The 21,296-nt window shown below is 43.3% G+C and carries 12 protein-coding genes; 8 read left to right on the top strand and 4 right to left on the bottom strand.

Annotated elements, in window-relative coordinates; translation table 11 throughout:
* Nucleotides 1-83 precede the first annotated feature (83 nt).
* The 3 genes from IQ276_RS23340 to IQ276_RS23330 form a co-directional block, all read right to left on the bottom strand.
* Entirely contained in the window at nucleotides 84-6,095 is a 6,012-nt protein-coding gene (locus IQ276_RS23340; protein WP_193919368.1) for an eCIS core domain-containing protein, read from the bottom strand.
* Between the two features lie 145 nt (nucleotides 6,096-6,240).
* Nucleotides 6,241-7,794, bottom strand: coding sequence for an eCIS core domain-containing protein (locus IQ276_RS23335; protein WP_235115901.1), 1,554 nt, complete (start codon nucleotides 7,792-7,794; stop codon nucleotides 6,241-6,243).
* Nucleotides 7,795-7,896: 102 nt separating this feature from the next.
* Entirely contained in the window at nucleotides 7,897-9,327 is a 1,431-nt protein-coding gene (locus tag IQ276_RS23330; protein ID WP_193919125.1) for a hypothetical protein, read from the bottom strand.
* Nucleotides 9,328-9,515: 188 nt separating this feature from the next.
* On the opposite strand from IQ276_RS23330, the gene IQ276_RS23325 reads away from it, so the two are divergent.
* From IQ276_RS23325 to IQ276_RS23305, 5 genes are all read left to right on the top strand, one after another.
* On the top strand, nucleotides 9,516-9,755 hold the full coding sequence (locus IQ276_RS23325; RefSeq protein WP_190876339.1) for a hypothetical protein: 240 nt from the start codon (nucleotides 9,516-9,518) through the stop codon (nucleotides 9,753-9,755).
* Nucleotides 9,755-10,279, top strand: a complete 525-nt coding sequence (locus tag IQ276_RS23320) for a phage tail protein (RefSeq protein ID WP_193919124.1) — start codon at nucleotides 9,755-9,757, stop codon at nucleotides 10,277-10,279. Before IQ276_RS23325 ends, IQ276_RS23320 begins: the two co-directional genes overlap by 1 nt.
* 23 nt (nucleotides 10,280-10,302) lie before the next feature.
* Nucleotides 10,303-13,845, top strand: a complete 3,543-nt coding sequence (locus IQ276_RS23315; protein ID WP_235115900.1) for a hypothetical protein — start codon at nucleotides 10,303-10,305, stop codon at nucleotides 13,843-13,845.
* A 33-nt stretch (nucleotides 13,846-13,878) separates the two neighbouring features.
* The gene (locus tag IQ276_RS23310) at nucleotides 13,879-14,421 is read left to right on the top strand and encodes a CIS tube protein (RefSeq protein ID WP_193919120.1); all 543 of its coding nucleotides are present in this window, start codon (nucleotides 13,879-13,881) and stop codon (nucleotides 14,419-14,421) included.
* 96 nt (nucleotides 14,422-14,517) lie between these two features.
* Nucleotides 14,518-16,308 carry a VgrG-related protein gene (locus IQ276_RS23305; RefSeq protein ID WP_193919118.1) on the top strand — a complete coding sequence of 597 codons (1,791 nt, stop codon included), beginning with the start codon at nucleotides 14,518-14,520 and terminating at the stop codon, nucleotides 16,306-16,308.
* Nucleotides 16,309-16,469: 161 nt separating this feature from the next.
* On the opposite strand, the gene IQ276_RS23300 is transcribed toward IQ276_RS23305, so the two are convergent.
* Complete coding sequence (locus IQ276_RS23300) at nucleotides 16,470-17,075, bottom strand: PEP-CTERM sorting domain-containing protein (RefSeq protein ID WP_193919116.1); 606 nt, start codon at nucleotides 17,073-17,075, stop codon at nucleotides 16,470-16,472.
* Between the two features lie 255 nt (nucleotides 17,076-17,330).
* On the opposite strand from IQ276_RS23300, the gene IQ276_RS23295 reads away from it, so the two are divergent.
* The 3 genes from IQ276_RS23295 (at nucleotide 17,331) to IQ276_RS23285 (ending at nucleotide 21,192) form a co-directional block, all read left to right on the top strand.
* Nucleotides 17,331-17,744, top strand: a complete 414-nt coding sequence (locus IQ276_RS23295) for a GPW/gp25 family protein (protein ID WP_190876381.1) — start codon at nucleotides 17,331-17,333, stop codon at nucleotides 17,742-17,744.
* Entirely contained in the window at nucleotides 17,741-19,942 is a 2,202-nt protein-coding gene (locus IQ276_RS23290; protein WP_235115899.1) for a putative baseplate assembly protein, read from the top strand. The genes IQ276_RS23295 and IQ276_RS23290 overlap by 4 nt, the downstream gene beginning before the upstream one ends.
* A 218-nt stretch (nucleotides 19,943-20,160) precedes the next feature.
* Nucleotides 20,161-21,192, top strand: a complete 1,032-nt coding sequence (locus tag IQ276_RS23285; protein WP_190876347.1) for a phage tail protein — start codon at nucleotides 20,161-20,163, stop codon at nucleotides 21,190-21,192.
* Nucleotides 21,193-21,296: the final 104 nt, after the last annotated feature.

Here is a 21,296-nt window from a genome sequence, read left to right as displayed (position 1 = left end):
TGCATAGACGCACAGCGGCTTGCCGCAGGCATTACATTTTACACAATTTTTAGTTGCTCATCGGTGTAGAGGGATTACACAATTTAATAAGGTCTGTACCTGGGATCTGGTTTTTTGTCCTTCCATGCACCTTTTCCTTTTTTAGCCTTGGGATTCCAATCATCATATATGCTCATGTCATCTGTCTTTCCAAAGGTTCTCATGGCCATCATATCGTCGGTAATGTCTTGAGACTGATCGAAACTCCAATCTTTTTGAATTCCTCCTTGTACTGGATTACCAGCTGCATCTACTTCGATCGCTTTTACCTCAAATCCTTTCGGGAAACCTACATTTTTAATATTTGCTAAACTAATATCTTCGTATTGTTTGTAATTTATATTGGCTTCAAAGAGCAAAGAATTTCCATTTTTACCTTTAATTTCTCTAGCTAATTGCTCTACTTCCTTTTCCATTTTTCTCCACTCTCCATTTCCTTGCCAATTACCCCACTGCGGTACTATGTTTTCTGGGATATCTGGGCCTCCTAATTCCAAAGCCATTACATGTCCCTTTTGTGCATCTACAATTCCTTCATTGCGTGCATTTTCTCCTGAACTACCTACTTTTGGCCTACCACTTTCAGCTTGACTCACCCGAACATCAGATATCGGCTCTGGAGCATTTGGACGCCCTTTAGTCACTGTTGGATCTACAATTCCAAACACACGTACTGGTCGTTTAATTTTGTCGTATTTTAGCGAAGGAACTTCTTCCAATTCAAGTTTTACCGGACCTACAGCTGATGGCCGCTGACGGAAACCTGTGGCAGGATCTATATCTTTATATTTTCCTTGATTCTTGCTGTCTGGTTTGTATTTATCGTATGTCTCAATTTGATGCCTTCCATGCGGTACTACTCCCGGTGGCATACAAGTGCCAGGGCTAGGGGAAAAGCGGCACCATGTCCCATCTTCTTTTTGCTTCCATTCGTGGTCGTTGGGCAGTTTAATTTCTTCTACAAATTCTCCCTCATCGATCGCCTTCGGTTCAGCTTTTCCTGCCACTGCAAGTTCTGTATTCAGCTCTTCTGATGTTAATTGGCTACCTTCCTTTGCAGCAGTGTTCTGAAGAACCTCCTGTTCTTTGGGCGACATTGGCAGTTCGCTATCTGATTTCAAACCTTGAGATGCACCTGTATCTGCATCAGGTCGGGTATTGTTCCCCGAAGCAGATCCACTTTCAGGCGGTTTCATCGTCGTTTCCGGGGTACTGCCTTCTGCCTGAGGCGGTTTCACCTCAGTATCGCTACCGCCAACTTTAGTTGAATAAGGCCCTTTAAGATACTCTGCCGGAATAGTACCTTTAATGAGGTACTCACCATCGCGTGTTGTGTTGTAGTATGCCAGCAACCTACGGCTAAGTTTGCTAGATTGTCCTTTACTGATACCCAGGGAAGCGACATAATCAGGAATACCTTGGGGGCCGTTGGCAACAGCAGCATCGACATCTATATCTTTTTTAACAGTTGTAGCGATTTGAGAAATTTCATCCGTAATCATCTTGGAAATCTGCTCAGGGGTTAATACCTCAACATTCTTGAGATTGCCTGATTCAATGTCTGCTCGTAATTTTGGTAAATCGAGTTCGACTTCTGAACCGCCGTATGTCTTGGCAACACCACCACTTTCTGTCAGGAAGGAGGTGTAGGGACTGTCTCCTTTTGCGGGATCGCTACCATAAACGTGTTCTAGAGGAGTTGCTTTTCCATTAGGATTCGCCGGAATCAGGGAACCATCTTCAACAACATGAGATTTTGCTTTACCTTTGTGATTAACTAGGCTGGCAAAATCGTTATCCTGGCGAATAATGCGAACAACATCTTGATTTTTGTCTGTAGTTGCCGGATTTTGTTCTTGTTCACCTGGGGATTTCGTTGCAGGCGATTCTGTTGTTGTATCTTTAGGAACTCCTCCAACCTGAGCATCTGGTTCATCTACCTGCACACCGCGTCCGGTGGATGTTTCGGCTTCGGGCGATCTTACCGTAGACTGAGGATCTGTGACTTCAGTTTCAGGCGATCGCACCCCTGTATCAGGGCGCTGAACATTCGGCACATCCACATCAGGACTACCGATCGCCGGCGTATCAACTTTCCCGCCAAAGCCCGTTCTAATTCCATCTCCCAGGGAAGAACCAAACCGCTCTCCAGCTTGGAATGTACTGGTTTGCATACCCTCAATACCGCGACCAAATTTACCGAGTCTACCCAGATTAGCTGTAGAAATCTGCACAGCTCCACCGATCGCCGCACCAATGAGAACTGCTTCTAAAGTGATGGGTTCTCCTGTTGCTAAGTTGCCAAAAATACCACCAGCAATATCAAAGGCAACATCAATGCCAAACTTCAAGAACGATTGAGTCAGCCCTGCACCCAGTCTACCCGCTTGAGCCAAGGCGTTACCTAACAGACCACCAGCACCACCCAAAGCACCACCGATCGCCCCAGCTAAGGCAGCTTTACCCACGCCGTCCAGCAGGTTCTTGCCGTCGATCGCATTGTTACCAATCTGAATCACAGCACCAGCCACAGCCCCAACGATCGCCCCACCAACGATTGTACCGATGGCTCCTGCGGCTGCACCTGCTCCCAATGCCCCAGCTAAGGCACCCACTGCCCCAATTACTGCTGGCGCAACGATAATTGCGACAACAATTACAGCAATGACTAACAAAACCTTCAGCACTGTTTTCCAGCGCGGTTCTTCTTTATCTGCTGCTTCTTGGGCGTATTTTTGGATATCTGAGTCGAGATTTGGCTGTTTGTCTCCTTGTATTGAACCACGTAACCCTTCTTCCAAGTCAGTGACACTCTTTTGGAAGTTAGCCTCCATGTTTTGGTTACTCTGGTCAAAAGCACTTTGAATTCCTTGCGCGACTTCACCAAAAGCTGTAACAGCTGTTTCGCTGGTAGTTGTGACTGTGGTTGTGAAGGCTTGCTGAATTTCATTGAAGGTGTCTGTAGCGCCTTGATTGAGATTAGTTAAGGTAGTCTTGGCTTCTTGAGAAACACCAGCAGACTCTTCCAGCCCACTTTGGGCAATACCATTTACCGCCGTAACGGCTTGCTGTCCTCCTTGGGCAATACCTTGTTCTGATGCTGCAATCCCCTGTTCGGTTTGCTGTTGGACTTGAGCCACAGAGTTATCAAACTGCGCCAAAATTTCTGCTAAAGTGACACTCAACTCCTGTGGATTTGGCGCTGGCATTCCCTGGAGTTGGGCTTGGGTATCTTGGATGGCAGTTTGCAGACTGGTAGCAGCTTGGTTGATGCCATCTTGGATAGAAGCGATCGCCTTTTGGGCATCCCGTTCAATTGCCGATACTTGCCCTTGACCGTAAACTTCCAACAGTTGTAATTGAGCAGTTTGCTGTTGGTCTAAAGTCTGTAATGTAGATTGCAGAGTTTGGTTAGCCGTTTGAGTCAACTGAGTTTGTGCTTCTGAGAGTTGAGACAAAACTTGCTGCTCAACGGAGTTTAAATTGTCTAGAGTTTGTTGTTGCAGAGTTTGGAGTTGTTGGCGAGACTCATTAGCAATGTTATGGATTCCTTCAATATCCTTCGGTTTGCCTTGATCGACGCTATCAGCTTGTTTATTGCCTTCATCAACTAAACCGTTTTTGTATTGTTGTGCGACTTCTCTGGCTGCTTTTGCCCTGGCCTTGAGTCGGTTATCTGTAAGTGGCCCATCCCAGAAGTTATCATCTTTACCAGTAAGTTGAGCTTCCCATTCCGTGGCCTTTTGTTCACCAAAGGCGATCGCTTCGTCTCCGACTTTGGTGCCAGCAGCACGGTATTTCTCTTTTGCTTGGGTATAAAATTCCTCAATCTTAGCTAGCTGGCTGCTTTCACTTTCATCTACTTTCTGGAGAGACGTTGTATATTCTGTTGCAACTTTTTGACGTTCTGTGGCAGTTGTGGAGGAAGTTGTGGCTGCTGCTGCCTGATATTGTGCCTGAATTTGGGCTATGGTCGCTTGTCCTTCACTTTGCACTTGCTCGCGCTGCTGGGCAATTTGGGCTGTAACAGTTGCCTTTTGTTGCTCAACTGCTGCCATTACAGAGGCTTTAGCATTTTCAGTTGAACCTTGGATACGCGCCTCAATTCCTTGCCCCAACTGGGTAATTGTCTGCACTCGCAAAGCCGCTTCAGCCAAAAAGCTATTTGTGATATTCATCGCCTCAGCTTTTTGCTGTTCTCCTTCCGCCGTCTCTTCCTGTTCAGGAGGTGCAAAATTAACTCCTGTTGCCGCTAATTGGGAAGTTTGAGCATTTAGAGCATTTTGCTGGGCTTGTGCTGCCACAACTGCCGTTTTGGCTTGTTCTTTCTCTGCCACAGTTTCCGGGGTGACGGCTTGCGCCATGCTTTCGGGATTTGGGTTATTAGCCTGTGGAGGTAATTTTTCTAACCCTTCACCCTTGACAGCAGCAGCTTGTTGTGCATTTTCTCCACCTTGAGTTGCTTTCGTTTCCGGATTGACAGCTTTACCAGCCTCAGCTGCTCCTACCGCTTGCGATTCAGGTGCCTTTTCTTTGTTTTCGACATCTTTCTTTTGGGAACTGACAGCTTCAGCGATGCCTGCTTGAGCTACCTGTGATTCGGGTAACTTTTCTTTGCCTTCACCCTTGACATCACCACCTTTATCTGCGGTGTTTTCCGGGCTGGCAGCCTTAGCCTGTGACTCGACATCATCTTTAGGCTTGTCTGCTTGAGTTTCAACTGCTGGTGAAGATTCATCTTGGGGTGCAGCCATTTCAACGGAATCGCTTTCCGCCTTTTTTTGAGATTCAGGTTGTGTTTCGGGGTTTTCGTCAGGTGGTGGTTCTGTTGTTCCGGCCGCAACGGGAGATTGAACGCCCAGACTTGCTTGTGTTGCGCGATTGTTATCAAGTTTCTGACGTATATCATTCTCAACTTCAGTAGCATTCTGCTCTGTGATTAGTTGAGAAACTTGAGTATTTACATCAGGAGCAAGTTGGATGGTGCGGTCGGGAAGTTCTTTAGCTTGTAAAAGCTCCTCTTCCTGCCCACATTCTGAGCAACAAAGCCGCTGAATATCTATATCTGCTGTTGCCGATGGGTCTGTTTGCCGCCCAATAGTCTGGCCATTTTGTTGGACAACGTGAGTTAATTCATGAGCAAGTAATTCCTTGCCTTGATAACTCCCCGGATTGTATTCTCCTTGACGAAAGAAAATATCCTGTCCTGTGGTGAAAGCACGAGCTTGGATAGTTTGGTTGAGTTCGTGAGAGCGGCTATCTGTGTGGATTTTGACGCCGTTGAAGTCAGCGCCAAAGGCTTCTTCCATTGGTTGGCGGATATCGTTTGAGAGTGGCTGCCCATTTTGGCGTGCCTGTTGGATAGAAGTTTCGAGGCCAGATGTGCTTACCACACGACCACCCTGGCGCTGTACTAGAGGAATGGCAGAACCAACTAGAAATTTCCTTTGTAATTCAGTCTCTGGCAAAGCCTCGCGTTGGATAAACTGCTGATTTCGAGGCTGACTTATTTTCTGCATCACCTGGCGTGCTACTGTATCAGCTTGCTGTTCGTAAATGTCTCCTGGCTGATTAATTGTGAGTTTTGTCTGCACGCGCAGTGACATTCGACTAATGTCGTGGGTGAGTGGTTCGTTTAGGGATTGCTCCTGAGTAACTGCCTGGGGAGAAGAATCAAGAGGCTTCATTTGTAATTCTTCTTCCTTTAATTCCTGAGATTGAAATTCTGCCCCCGTCCGTTCCTCTTCTTCTTCTGACAGTTCTTCCCGTTGCACAAGTTGGTGATTTTCAGGCTCATTCATTCCCTGCATCACCTGTGGTGCTACGGTCTCAACTTCTTGTTCCTCAACATCTTCCGGCTGATTAACTGTGAGTTTTGTTTGTGGGTGTAGCGATATTCGACTAATGTCGTGTGTTAGAGGTTTGTTGAGGGATGGCAAATCGGCAGTTGTTTGGCCAGAGGAGTTTACACCAAAACCGCGCTTCGGTTGTCTGAGTTTAGGTATTGAGAAGGAACTACTGCTAGCTTTTTTGGGCTTGGCTACGCGTTCTCTCATTTGCTTCTCCTGATGCCCGCCGAGCAGTAGGGTGGATCATGATTTTACTCATACAGGTATCTAGAGTAGGGCGATCGCACTTCCCCCACAATTAATCAAAAGTCTAAAATCAATGCAAAATCAAGTTGCTTTTTCTCTTTTAGAATTATCCCATCCTCCCACGCCCGTGTGCGTGGGTTATACGAATGTGGTGGATTCCATTTTCCTGGGTGCAATTGTAAATTATTTGTCCATATAATCTGTTGTTGTTTTCAAATCCATCGCCCAGTAGCATAAATTGCTGTTCACCTTCTTGGATCTCGTTGTACCTGTGTTGAATAATTGTTTTAAGCTGTTGTGCTGTGTAATCGTGGGCTTGCGCTCTTGGACCAAAGGTGAATACTGCTTGATGAGCGTCTTCTTCCGTTATGCGCTGTATTGCCGGTTTGACTTGCTTACTAATTTCCATCGTTGGCGGTGATGAGGTGTCTGTAAGCTGCGATGATCGCTGCACCGCCTCCCCATTCTGCTGCACAACATGAGTCAACTCATGCGCCAACAACTCCTGTCCGCCCCGACTCCCAGGATTATATTCCCCCTGCCGAAAGAACACATCCTGTCCCGTCGTGAAAGCACGCGCCTGAATTGACTGATTCAACTCATCTGATTGACCATCAGTGTGAACCTTCACCCCACTGAAATCTGCGCCAAACGCCTGTTCCATCGGTTCGCGGATGTTGTCTGCCATCGGCTGTCCACTACCCCTTGCTTGGTTAATAGATGCTTCCAAGTCTGGGTTAGCAGCCATCCCACCTTTAGCCTGACGCTGCACCATCGGCTTCATCTGTAACTCTTCCTCTTCCTCTGGCAGAGACTCTCGCTGTAGTGTGCTAGTGTCGAGAGATTTCATTTGTAATTCTTCTTCCTCTTCCTCTGGCAGAGACTCTCGTTGTAGTGTGCTGTTGTCGAGAGATTTCATTTGTAATTCTTCTTCCTCTTCCTCTGGCAGAGACTCTCGTTGTAGTGTGCTAGTGTCGAGAGATTTCATTTGTAATTCTTCTTCCTCTTCCTCTGGCAGAGACTCTCGTTGTAGTGTGCTAGTGTCGAGAGATTTCATTTGTAATTCTTCTTCCTCTTCCTCTGGCAGAGACTCTCGTTGTAGTGTGCTAGTGTCGAGAGATTTCATTTGTAATTCTTCTTCCTCTTCCTCTGGCAGAGACTCCCGCTGTAGCGTGCTAGTGTCGAGGGATTTCATTTGTAATTCTTCTTCTTCTTCCTCTGGCAGGGACTCTCGTTGTAGCGTGCTAGTGTCGAGAGATTTCATTTGTAATTCTTCTTCTTCTTCCTCTGGTATTTCTTGCCGTTGCATCACAGGTGTGATGGAACTTGCCAGAGGTTTCATTTGTAATTCTTCCTCTTGGGGCATTTGTTCGCGCTGGATAGGCGGACGATTTCCAAGTTCTCCCAATCTTCCCACGACCTGCTGCGCCATTGCATCAGCTTGTTGCTCGTAAATATCTCCTGGCTGATTAACCGTGAGTTTGGTTTGGGGACGGTGCAGTGGTATTCGACTAATGTCGTGTCCTAGAGGTGTATTTAGCGCTGCTTGGGATGAAGCACCAGAGGACTGTGAACCAAAACCGCGCGTTGGCTGTCTGAGTGCAGGTATTGAGAAGGAATCTGTGGTAGTTTTTTTGGGCTGAATTATGCGTTCTTTCATTTTTTTTCTGATGCCCAAGCAGTAGGTAGATGAATATTTTGCTGATACTAATATCTAGTTTAGTGCGATCGCACTGTATTTCACTTCGTGAGTAATTTTACTCTATCGGCGGGTACCTCTGCCTCTTCCGCCACGTCCCTCCCGTACTCCACCTCCCCGTACAACCGCCCCTCTTGCTTCTTCGCGGCGACGTCCTCTTCTGCCCCTGTTTAATTGCGCCATAGCCTGTTGTATAAGCCTGTCGCGTGCTGCATTCGCTGCCGGATAGCGATCCTGGAGTACAGCCCTGTTGTCATCAACCTTCTGCTGGATTGCGTCTCTGAGTTCAGTTCCATCAGCCATCTGGTAACATGCCCAATCGAATCTGATATTCGGAAAAACGTTAGCACCCAAACCAATTCCAACATGATTAAATCCCATTTTTGCCGCAGCCGCTTTCCTGGTATTTGCCTGAACAGCGACCATACCGGTCAGATGAGTACAAAGATTATCAATGGTGTAGGTTCTTTGTCCCCTGACGCTCTCCAGAAGTGAATTTTCATTGGCAAATGCCTGAAGATGCTCTGCTTGACCATTGCGGATAATTATGGCAAAACCGTGATAAGAACAGGCAATATTGTAAATTACATTATCATCGGCACTCGCTCGGATATCATCAGTCAGGTCGTTCACAAACGCGGCCAGATCTTGCTGATTCTGGCCATTATATATATCGGCATTCAGAGCCTGATTATTTAGTCTTAATAATTCTGCCAAACGATCAGCAGCAGGATAACAGGAAGAATATTCAAGCGGCCTTTGCAGGTAAGTTATCCCGCCATAATTCTGGTCAGAGGTAAGGCTATCTCTGATCATCTGTGTTGTCAGGTCGATGATCAGGCTTTTATAATTTTCGGCATCTACTCCCAGAGACTGTGCTTCCTCTGCAAGTTCAGCCTGATCAATAATATCAATAATCACTTCGGCCACAGTCCGGCCTTCGTCCGGATCTTCATCTTCCTCTTCTTCCTCCTCATCCAGGTTCATATCTTCAGATTGACTGCTTCTCTGAATTGCAAAAGGAGATTTCATTTGTAATTCTTCTTCTTCCTCTGGCACGGACTCTCGTTGCAGTGTGCTAGTATCGAGAGATTTCATTTGTAATTCTTCTTCTTCTTCCTCTGGTATTTCTTGCCGTTGCATCACAGGTGTGATGGAACTTGCCAGAGGTTTCATTTGTAATTCTTCCTCTTGGGGCATTTGTTGGCGCTGGATAGACGAAGGATTTCCAGGTTCTGCCAATCTTCCCACTACCTCCTGCGCCATTCTATCAGCTTGTTGCTCGTAAATATCTCCTGGCTGATTAACCGTGAGTTTGGTTTGGGGACGATGCAGTGGTATTCGACTAATGTCGTGTCCTAGAGGTGTATTTAGCGCTGCTTGGGATGAACCACCAGAGGACTGTGAACCAAAACCGCGGGTTGTTTGTCTGAGTGCAGGTATTGAGAAGGAATCTGTGGTAGTTTTTTTGGGCTGAATGATGCATTCTTTCATTTTTTTCTGATGCCCAACCAGTTGGTAGATGAATATTTTGCTGATACCAATATCTAGTTTAGTGCGATCGCACTTCCAAGACAATTAATCGCAACTGTGAAATCAATGCGAAATCAAGTTCGACTTTTGGCTACTTTTGATTCTGATGCACTACCTTTAGCCTGGATTCTAGGAGAGTTTTTTTATTTATGGACTCAAGTCAACAACAAACTTTGTTCACATTTAATGGAGACGTTGGCGGTACTGCTGGATACGCTGGGGTTTCAGTGAGTTCTGATGCCGGCAAAGTCGCTCAAACGGCAAGTAAATACCTCAACGATTCACTGCTGCTGAACGATCTCACAGAGCAGGTGTATAAACTTTTGCAAGAAGATTTGCGATCGCAGCGCGAAAGAATAGGTAATTATAGTTCTCAAAGGTGGTTTTAATGGCTGGAAATGGTAATAACGGCAACGTAACTCACGAATTAAATTATGTCACTAGTAATCGTTTTTACATAGAAATAGATAGTTCTATTGCTGCATCTTTTACTGAATGTACAGGCTTGAGTGTTCAAATTAAGAAAAACGTTTTTCAAGAAGGTGGTGTCAACGACCAGCAGAGAATTTATTTAGGTCATACAGAATTTGCAGACGTAACTCTTAAACGTGGAGTTACCAACCATCCAGGTTTTTGGAACTGGATAAATGCAGTTTTTGATGAACAAGATATAACATCCCGACGGAATGTCAATATTCTGATTTTTAATCAAGCCGGTGAAACAATGATGAGTTGGACTTTGATTGGTGCTATTCCAGTAACCTGGAAAACACCTGCACTCCAAGCCGATGGTAAAGCAGTTGCCATTGAGGAATTAACTTTAGCTTATGAAGGCTTAAAAGTTGCCAGAACTACAGGAGGAGGCAATTCTGTACAACGAAATGACAAAACAGGATATTTCGTTTCTAGTTAATTGACTATTTTCCCACTATAACTATGCAAGTCATTCAACCTCTATTAGGAAACAATATTCATCCACTTGGTGTAATATCATCTTTATCTAATACTCACAGACTAGTCTTAAGAAAAGAGTCGGATTTTCTGCATTCACGAAGTAATTTTATCAGTCCTAGACAAACCAAAGCACCATTAGTCACGTCTTCTCAATTTTTATTATCTCGTGACCAAGAACCATCGATCCAACCAGTAATAGGTTGGGATAGCTGGGATAATCCAGATATCAACAGTGGATTTCCATTTATTGATTTTGATCCTTTTGAGTCAATAGATTCAGAAGAGAATAATAATTTTAACCCTACTGAAGTCATCAAAAGCGATATTCCAGAAAGACTGCCAACTGTCATTGAGAATAATACAATTAATGATGTCTCGCCAGAAATAAAGATTCAAAAACAAAGTAAAAGTAAAAATCAAACTAAATCTAAATCAAAACAAACAAATAAATCTCAACAACAATCAAAAACAAAAACAAAATCTTCCACTAAAAAATCAGTCAAATCATCTGCGGCTAAGAATGTCATACAAGCTGCGGAGAAAAGCAATATTCCTATTAATCATAATCAAAACAGCTTAATACCATCAGATGAACCTCTATCTCCTGAGGTAAATCCGAGCATTACCCAAATAAATGAAATTGATATATTAAAATCTCAAACTTCCGATTCTCTCCCCACCTGGGCACCTCTGCGTGAAAACAATAATCTTGCTTTAGATAATCCTACAATTGATGATGAGTCGATTAGTAATACCACACCCAGCATCACGGCATCTACTTCGCCTAATGTTCAAGATCAACCAACTTTGTTTAGGAATATAGCCAAGGAAGAATCGCAAGTAATTTCTGAGTTACCATCTAGTTTATCTAGGGCAGAACCGACTATTTCCAAAAATATTTCGCCATTACAGCAAAATAAAAAATTAAACGATAACACAAGTGAATTAGCAGAGAATTCGCCGAGAGAATTTCCTGTATCTCACAATAACGAGGAAAAATTTAGCTCACCTAGTAACTTTAACAATAATCAACAACAAGTAGTAACTGAAGTATCAGAAGTCATTCCAACGCCACCGCAACAAGATATTCAAACTAGTCAATCATCATCACAAAAAGTTGATATTCCAGATATCTCAGTTAGCCCAAAGCCACTGCAACAATATATTGAAACTAGTCAATCATCACAAAAAGTTGATATTCCAGATATCTCAGTTAGCCCAACGCCACTGCAACAAGATATTAAAACTAGTCAATCATCATCACAAAAAATTGATATTCCAGATATCTCAGTTAGCCCAACGCCACTGCAACAAGATATTGAACCCGATGAATTTACTTCTCAAGTTGAAAATCAAAGCACCCCTTCTCTGAGAAATGTAATTCAAAAAAAAGAAATATTACCAATCCCCAATTCTCCATCACCGGAACAAGAATCGCTAAATACAAATAATACTATTGAGCCAGATTTAATATCAGAAAACACCACGAGTAATTTTCACACAGATAATTTTGTCGCTGATAGTTCTCTAAAAAATGCTCCTTTATCGTCAGCAATTACTGAAAATCCTGTAGAGACACACAGCGGTGCTACCCTAGAACCTATTTTAGTTCCAAAAGATCCTATTGAGTCACAACAAGAAATTGACTCTAGTGTTAGGAGTAAATCTTTAGCCTCTGCGCCTGTTCAATTAACACCTACCTCAGCCAATATTGAAGAGACATCTAGTTTATTACAAAAATCTAGTGACAAAGAACAGTTAGTAACTTCAGAGTCACAATCTACTGCGGCGGTTAATGTCTCAGATGTCCGAACAAATCTAATTTCACTGCAACGTGACAACAATCTTGAGAATACTATCAGCGAGTCTACAGAAAATCAGCCTATCTTAGCACCACCTGAGATTGTTGAAGCAGCAAAAGTTAGCAACATATCCCCTGAAATTGTAGAATCACCAGTAGTCAACGCCACATCGCCTGAGATTGTTGAAGCAGCAAAAGTTAGCAATATATCTCCTGAAATTGTTGAAAGCAAAATATCATCTGAGATTGTTGAAACAGCAAAAGTTAGCAATATCTCTCCTGAAATTGTTGAATCACCAGTAGTCAACGCCACATCGCCTGAGATTGTTCAAGCAGCAAAAGTTAGCAATATCTCTCCTGAAATTGTTGAAAGCAAAATATCATCTGAGATTGTTGAAACAGCAAAAGTTAGCAACATATCCCCTGAAATTGTTGAATCACCAGTAGTCAACGCCACATCGCCTGAGATTGTTCAAGCATCAAAAATTAGCAACATCTCTCCTGAAATTGTTGAATCACCAGTAGTCAACGCCACATCGCCGGAGATTATTGAAGCACCAAAAGTTAGCAACATATCGCCAGAGATTATTGAAGCAGCAAAAGTTAGCGATGTGTCCTCAAATGTTGGGGAAACATCGAACATTTTCCCAAAAATAGCTGAAAATGAACAAATAGTAGAGTCAGAATTATTAGGTGCGATCGCCAATTCTTCTGAAATTTCAACCTTTGTTGATACCTCAGATCTCCAAGATATCTCAGAAAAGCCAGCTTTTCTCCAAAATCAGGTAAGCACACCACCTGAAGTTGAACAAAATACCACCATTCAAAATTTGCCAGCACCTAAAGGTTATGCTACTGGTGGTCAAGTAACAGACTCCCAAATTCAAAATAAACAGCAGATAGCACCCTCGGATACAGTACCTGCAATGCTGACACCTGGGGAGTTTGTCATTAATACCAGGGATGCACAGAAAAATCTACCTCTACTACAGCACATCAACACCGGCGGTACACCAGACGATATTATTCTTCCAAGTTTACAGCCACCCAATACCAAAGAACCCGAAAAAACAACTTCTGGGCAGAGTTCGACTAAAGTCGATTCTTTTCCAGACACTTCATTACAACTCAAACCTCAAGAATCTAATTCTTTAATTCCTGCTTCCTTGGGGTTGAATGTTGGAAAACAAAAACTTTCGGTACTCAATTCTCCCCAACTCAGTACTGTTGAAAACAAAACGAGTGATGCAGTTGTTACTTCACCTCAATATTCATCGCCCCCCCTGATTTTTAGAAAAGCAAATTCTACTGCTAACACACCTTCCCAACGGTCAGATACACCTTCTCAATGGTCAAGTGTGCAAGAATTATTCAATGGAAATAATGATGAATTCACAAGCTTATTTAGTGGTGGTCAATCTAATAATCAAAATTCCGAATTTTCTGATATTTCTACATCATCAGAATCATCACAAATTTTTGCTAAACATCTTCCTGCACCTAGAGGCTTTGCTGATGGTGGAGAAGTCACTGCACCCACATCTGAAAACACAGAATCAATAACGGAGACTGTACAAAGCAGTTCTGCAAAACAGGAAGAAGATAACAAAGATGATACGGCTGAACTTGAAGCTTTAGCCCGTGAAATTTATAGCAGACTACGCCAACGTTTGGAAATTGAGAGAGAACGTCATGGCGGTTACTCAGGTCGTTTATCTTGGTAAACTTCATTCAAGAAATATAGGAGAAATACTCAAATGACAACTCCATCAATTATTGTTACCAAAAAGCGTAAACCACAACTTGAGAAAGCCAAACTTGTAGCTTATAACGGTGAAGCAGAGGACATTGAATTGATGTTTAATCCGACAGAAATTAGCTTTAGTCGGATGGTTGAATGGAAAAGCAATGATGGGAATAGAGGCACCGACTTGCTGCCAAAGATTAATTTTTCTGGTGTTAAACCCTACATGTTTACCCTGAAACAATTGTTATTCGATACTTATGAAACTAAAGAGTCGGTGATGGAAAAGTATATAGACAAAATTAAGAAAGGTGTAGAAACAAAAAAAGGAGCAGGTGACAAACGTCCACCTGTTTACATCCTGACATGGGGAACGGTGTACTTTCATTGTGTAATTAAGAAAGTAACTTACACATTAAATATGTTTCTGACTGATGGCACACCAGTTAGGGCAATGGTAGATATAGAGTTGCAAGAAGTCAATCAAAATAACCTTCCCGGAGGACGAGAATCTGCTTCTAGAGGTGCAGCTCGCCAGCAAGATAGCCGGTTGTAAACAACTTAATTAGGATTTTAGATTTTAGATTATTTCAATTTTGAATTTGGATTTTGGGTCACATTTTTGGTGCGCTGGAAGCGCAAATTCTAGCTTATGACTAACGAAAGCCTTTATTTAAGCGACCCTTTAGTTCAGATAGAAGGAAACCCCGCTTCTCCTGAATTACTCAAAGATTTACTACAAATAACCGTAGAAGAAAGTCTGCATTTACCAGCAATGTTTACGTTGGTAATACATAATAGCTATATTCCTACATCTAACCGTCCAGAAAATCAACCTTGGCGACATCAAGAACTTTTTAAAATTGGGAATAAAGTAACGTTAGGTTTCAAATCGAGTACTACTCAAGATCAAAATTTTAGGACTGATAAAAGAAACGTCCTGATTGAAGGCGAAATTACAGGGATGGAAGTTCACTTCAATGAAAAATCTGAAGCTAATATGATTGTTCGCGGCTATGATATTTCCCATCGTCTTCACAGGGGGCGTTATAATCGTTCTTTTTTAAATATAACTGATAGCCAAATAGTAAAAAAAATCGTTAAAGAAGTAGGTATAGATATTGGAAAAATAGACGAAAGTGGCGAAGTTCATAAATATGTCTTTCAAGAAAACCAAACTAATATGGAGTTTTTGCAAGAAAGAGCTGCTCGCATTGGTTTCGATTTATTTGTTACAGAAGACAACATAAATTTTTGCAAACCAGAAAGTCAGGCGTCTTTACCCTTGAAATGGCTAGTTGAGATTAGTAAATTTAGTACCCGTGTCACCAGTGCTGAGCAAGTGAGTTCTGTGGAAGTACGTGGCTGGGACTATACCAAAAAACAATTGATTAGTTCAACAGCCAACAAAGAAAAGCAAATAACTAAGACAGGTAATCAGCTAGGAAGTAGTACCAGTAATAAATTTCGCAATCTTCAAGCTCCCAAAATGATTGTTGTAGATAAACCTGTTGCTACTCAAAAACAAGCAGATGTAATGGCTCAGGCTTTGTGTGATGAACTGGGAGGAGAATTTGTTTTTGCAGATGCTAAAGCATTCGGGAATCCGGAAATTCGACCGAGGCGGGTGGTTCGTCTTCAAGAATTAGGCACTCGGTATAATGGTGAATATTATGTCACAGAAACGCGCCATTTCTACAACGGGCGGGTTTATGAAACCGATTTCAGCGTCCGGGGCTTACGTGCTGCTAACTTATTCACAACTCTATCCACGAAAAAACATTTACAGCCATCTGAGACTTTATTAGTCGGAATCGTGACTGATAATAAAGACCCAGAGAAATGGGGTAGAGTAAAAGTCAAGTTTCCCACTCTCACAGAAGAACATGCAAGCGACTGGGCGAGAGTTGTAGCTGTGGGAGCAGGGCCAAACAGAGGTTTCGACTGTTTACCAGAAATAAACGATGAAGTATTAGTCGGTTTTGAACATGGCGATATCCACCGTCCCTACGTCATTGGTGGCGTATGGAATGGTAAAGACGCACCACCAGAAAAAGTAGATGACTCAGTTGGCAGCAAGGGTGTCAGATTACGCACCATTAAAACTCGTGTTGGTCATGTTTTACAGTTCGTCGAAGAAGATAAAGCCAGCAGTAAAACAGGTATTCGCACAGAAACTCAAGCCGGTCACAAAATGTATCTCAATGATAGCGATCGCCATATCGAAATTAAAACCGCCGGCGGTCATACAATCAAAATGGACGATGGAAGAAAATCTATTACCATTGAAACCACAGGTGGTCATTCAATCGAAATGAGCGACGCAAGTAAATCTGTTTCAGTGAAATCAAAAGGTAATCTTTCATTAGATGCTGTTGGCAATATAGACATTACCGCCAACGGTAACATTACAGTCAGAGGTGCAATCATTCGCCTTAATTAAATCGGGAACGGGGAGTGGGAAGTAGGGAGCCAAAACCGCCCCTCCCCTTAGTACTACCGTGTATACACAAGTTAGTAAGGGCACGGCACTGCCGTGCCCCTACGCGAAATCTATATGTATCAAGGTTTTAGTGAAATGGTATAAGACACCCTACTTAAGATTTACGAAATTACTTTTTCTGTCTTACCAGTAAATTTGGATGACTTGTTACGTTTAAATACTGAAACAACGCCGAGAGTACCGAAGGCGAGTAAGCTAAAAATAGAGGTGGATTCAGGGACGGTGACTATACTTGCAGAAAAACTAATAGTTAATTCACTATCTTCTGGCCCGAAATTTTCAAAACCTGGTGTCAGTGGCGGCGCAGAAAAAACCTCTAAATAACCCGGTGTCGGCAAAAAACTAGCGAAAAATGGACTAGAATAATTTCCCCCAGAAGTAGAATATCCGAAACCGTCACCCGTTAACTGCTGAGCATTAAGACTAATTAAATTGTCAACATTAAAAGGTTCGTTTCCTGGTATTGGAGTTCCAGCAGGTTGCAGACCAGTAATTGTTTCACCATTTCGTGTACCAGTAATTCCCAAAATTTGGTAAAAACCCAAATCGTCAGGAGTGTCATTAGTGATGAAAGTACCGTCGGCCGTTATGCCAACACCAGAATAATTCCAGGTCCAATTTAAAGCAGAAGCGGCTTGCATTGTGCCGAAAACTAATCCCGACGTAGCAGCAATAGCTGTAGCAGATAATAGAGCTAAATTTTTCATGAGCTTGTTAGTGCAATCGCGGATCTTGGAAATCTTTAAGCTACAGCGTACCCCAAAACCAATGACACTTTATTAAAGATACAGCAAAGTGACAAGTGCTGAATTGGTCATTAGTCATTGGTCATTTCTCCCCCTGCCCCCTGCCCCCTGCCCCCTGCCCCCTTCCCCCCATCCTCGACCTTTGGCGAATAGGCTTTCCCCCTTTGTGCCGATATCTTTGAACATATACATGTCACAGCTGTCTAAGTGCCAGATATGGTTTATGGTCGCGATCGAGCCTATTTGGGAACCGGTTTGGCTTATCCTCTGCGCTTGAATGTGCAAGGTGGGATACAGCTTAGCCGTGAAGAACAAAAAGTTAAAGAATCTATTTGGATTATCCTCCGCACTGGAGTAGGTGAGAGGGTTTATCGACCTAATTTTGGTTCGCGGTTGTCAGAACTGGCGTTTGCACCTTTAAATACTGACACCCTACTGCGAATTCGGATTTATGTTTTGGAAGCTTTAGAAGTTTGGGAACCACGCATTTTTGTTGATCGAGTTCTCACTGAAGCTGACCCTGTGCGCGGCAGAGTAGATATTACCATCAATTATCGACTCAAAGAGAGTCACGATATTTATAGTTTTGTTTATCCTTTTTATTTGGTTTCAGCTGGGGAGGAATCGTGAACTTTGACTTTTTACCAAAATTACCTTCTTCCAACTTAGACGATCGCGCTTTCGATGACTTGGTAGACGAATGTATAATGCGTATTCCCCGGTACTGTCCCGAATGGACAGACCACAATCTCAGCGACCCAGGAATCACGCTCATTGAGTTATTTGCTTGGTTAACTGACCAAATGTTGCTTAGATTTAACCAAGTACCCCGAAAAAATTATGTAGCTTTTCTGGAATTACTGGGTATTCGTCTCCAACCTCCCGCCCCAGCACACACAGAATTAACTTTTTATTTAACCGCTGAACTACCCGAAGCTTACACGATTCCGGCAGGATTAGAAGCTGCAACTATTCAAACTGAAACAACACAATCTATAACTTTTAGCACAGATTCGCCGCTAGTTATTGGCAAACCCCGGATACAGCACTTTTTAACCGCCCAAACCACCGAAGATATTCCCCAATCTCTGCGAGAAAGAGTCACAACTTCCTGGACTCGTCAATCTAACGGTTACTGGACAGGTAACGAACAGCCAATATTTGAAGAGGAACCCCAGCCTGGTAACTGTTTTTATTTAGTGGTTAATTCTGACGATCCTCTAGATGCTAATGTCTTAGAAATTACTTTCCAAGGAGCTGCGGCTACCCCCGCTGGGATTAACCCCAATCAACCGCCCCGCAAGTGGGAAGCCTGGGATGGCGAAAATTGGCAGTCGGTTTTATTGCAAGAATCAGATGATAAAACTCGCGGCTTCAGTTTTTATGAGATGGCTCAACAAGGTGGAAACCCGGCTCAAGGTGCAGAGCTACGTTTGCATTTACCTCAAATTTGGCCTGTAAGTAATTTTACCTCTTACCGGGGTCGCTGGCTGCGCTGTACCTTTGCCATCACCGAAACCAATCAATCTGGTTACAATCGTCCGCCGCGAATTACTGGTTTAGCAGTGCGGTCAATTGGCGGTACAGTCAGAGCTAGTCACAGTACACTGATTCTCGATGAGCGCTTGGGAATTAGTGATGGTACACCCGGTCAGGTTTTCCAGTTACAAACTTCACCAATTTTAGAACGCAAAGAAAACGAGTATATTTTAGTTACTCCCGCTGGTGGTTTACCTCAGAAATGGACTGAGGTGAGAGATTTTGCTGATTCTGCACCGCATCACTTTCATTACACCGTAGATTCCCTCACGGGTGAAGTGCAATTTGGCCCCTTGATTCGGGAACCTGGTCAAATCAAACAGCAAACACAAGTGCGATCGCGAATTCAGCAACCACGATTAGACGAGACATCTGTACAAGTCAGCACCCTGGAAAACAGAGAATCTCAACACCAGTATGGGGCGATTCCTCCCCGTGGCGCAGAGATTAAAATGGTTGCATATCGCACAGGCGGCGGTAGAGAAGGCAATGTGCAAGCTGGGGCAATTCAGTTTTTGAAGTCTGCATATCCATACATTGCCAGTGTGATCAATCGTGTACCAGCAATGAATGGTGCCGATGCCGAATCACTAGAACAAGCAGTGATGAAAGCACCGCGAATCCTCCGTACCCGCGATCGCGCCGTCACCGCCGAAGATTTTGAAGTTTTAGCCCAACAAGCAGGCAGAGGAGCGATCGCTCGCGTCCGGTGTTTGCCAGCAAATTCACGGAGCCAAGCAGGTATAGTTAGTTTAATAGTAGTGCCCTTTGCAAATACAGATGCGATCGCTCAAGGCGATGGTATGACACCAGAAGAATTTGGTCTAAGTCATGCACTCCAAGACCAAATCTTGAGTTACTTAGATGAAAGACGCCTATTAGGAGTACAAATAGAACTACAAGAACCTAATTACGTAGGTGTTTCCGTACAAACAGAAATTGCCCTAGAACCTGCCTACGATAATCCTTACGCCAGAGAAGAAATTCGCCGCAACTTAAGAGTATTGCTGTATAAATATTTAAATCCATTAACCGGAGGACTCGACGGCCAAGGCTGGCCATTTGGGCGACCAGTTTATACATCAGATATTGTCGCCTTACTGCAACAAACCCCAGGCGTCCGTCATCTAGGCCCCGTCCTACTATTTCCCATCCGCAAACAAGGAGAAATTTGGAGACGACAATCATCACCAGAACAACTAATTGACCCAGGCCCAGAAGGTTTGATATGTTCTTGGGCTGATACAAATCTGCGTTCAAATCACGACATCCAAATCATTAATCGGTAATTCGTAATTCGTAATTCGTAATTCGTAATTATTACCCCACGACTAAAGTCGGGGGCGCAGAAATTAGGAATTATATCTTTTATCTCCATCAATAAATGAGCCACTGCGTTCTTGGTGCTGTCCAAATGAAGCAAGTGGCGTAGGCTTGTACCATTAATTACGAATTACGAATTACGAATTACGAATTAGTAGTTATTTTCTCCCCACTCCCCACTCCTATGGTTCAAAGTCGCTCCAGTCCCGCTGTACGGATTCAATTAACCCCAATGCAAATTCCCGAAGCATTACCTGTAGGGGGTTTAACCTTTGCCAACGAAGAAAACGCAGATGCCGCCGCACGTAGTTTACTCTTGCATCCGGGACATCCAAGCGAGATGATTGTGCAAGTGCAAAACTTAGAGCCGCGTCCCTTGCGGGTAAACTTCAGCGTCGAGGGAAACTTTCCGAGTGAGTGGTGCCAAATTGGTACAGAAGGTAGTGAAATACCACCCCGCGGACAAATGGATGCAGTCCTCTACTTTTCTATTCCTGACACATTTTTTGAAGATCAAGAAGCCATAAACCGAGGAAAAAAAGACAAACTAACACTTAATTTTCGCAGCCTAGTTACTCTCCACATCGACCCAGGCACAGACAACGAACAAACCCACAGAAGCGAATATTTTGATTTATACATCCGTCCCTACACCGCCTACATGGAATTCTTGCCAATTTTGTATCGTGAAATAGACTTTATTGGTCGCTTCATGAAAATATTTGAGCAAGCTTTTCAACCAGTAGTTGATAGTTATAACGTCATGTGGGCAAACCTCGATCCCCTGACAGCACCGCAAGCACTACTACCCTTTATGGCTCATTGGGTTGCTTGGCAAGTAGATTCCGTGTGGGATCTCCAGCAACAACGGCGTTTAATTCGCCGTGCAGTAGAACTTTATCGCTGGCGAGGAACTCGTAAAGGATTGCGTCTTTACTTACATCTTTATACAGGCTTACCTCTAGACGAACATTTACCTAATGAAGCAGATAAACATATTAGTATTACAGAACCTTTTGGCCCAAGTTTCATTATCGGAGATGCACAACTCGGAAATGCAGTTTTAGCCGGTGGACAACCATATCATTTTGTAGTGCGTTTGCGTTCCAACATTGCTAGTGGCATCATCAACGAACAACTTATTCAAAGAATCATCGAACAAGAAAAACCCGCTTTCTGCACCTACGAATTAACTATCGAAAATCCTTCTAATTAAAAGAGGATTCAGAATTCAGAATTCAGAATCAATTAGCGTCATGCAACATAAAAAATTAAAAGTCCGGGATAACACACCCCATATCTAATTTAAAATTTCAAATT

This window comes from Desmonostoc muscorum LEGE 12446, from assembly GCF_015207005.2.
Lineage (GTDB): Bacteria > Cyanobacteriota > Cyanobacteriia > Cyanobacteriales > Nostocaceae > Nostoc > Nostoc muscorum.
Note: the sequence above shows the minus strand (reverse complement) of the source record. Positions and strands in the feature narration are given on the sequence as shown.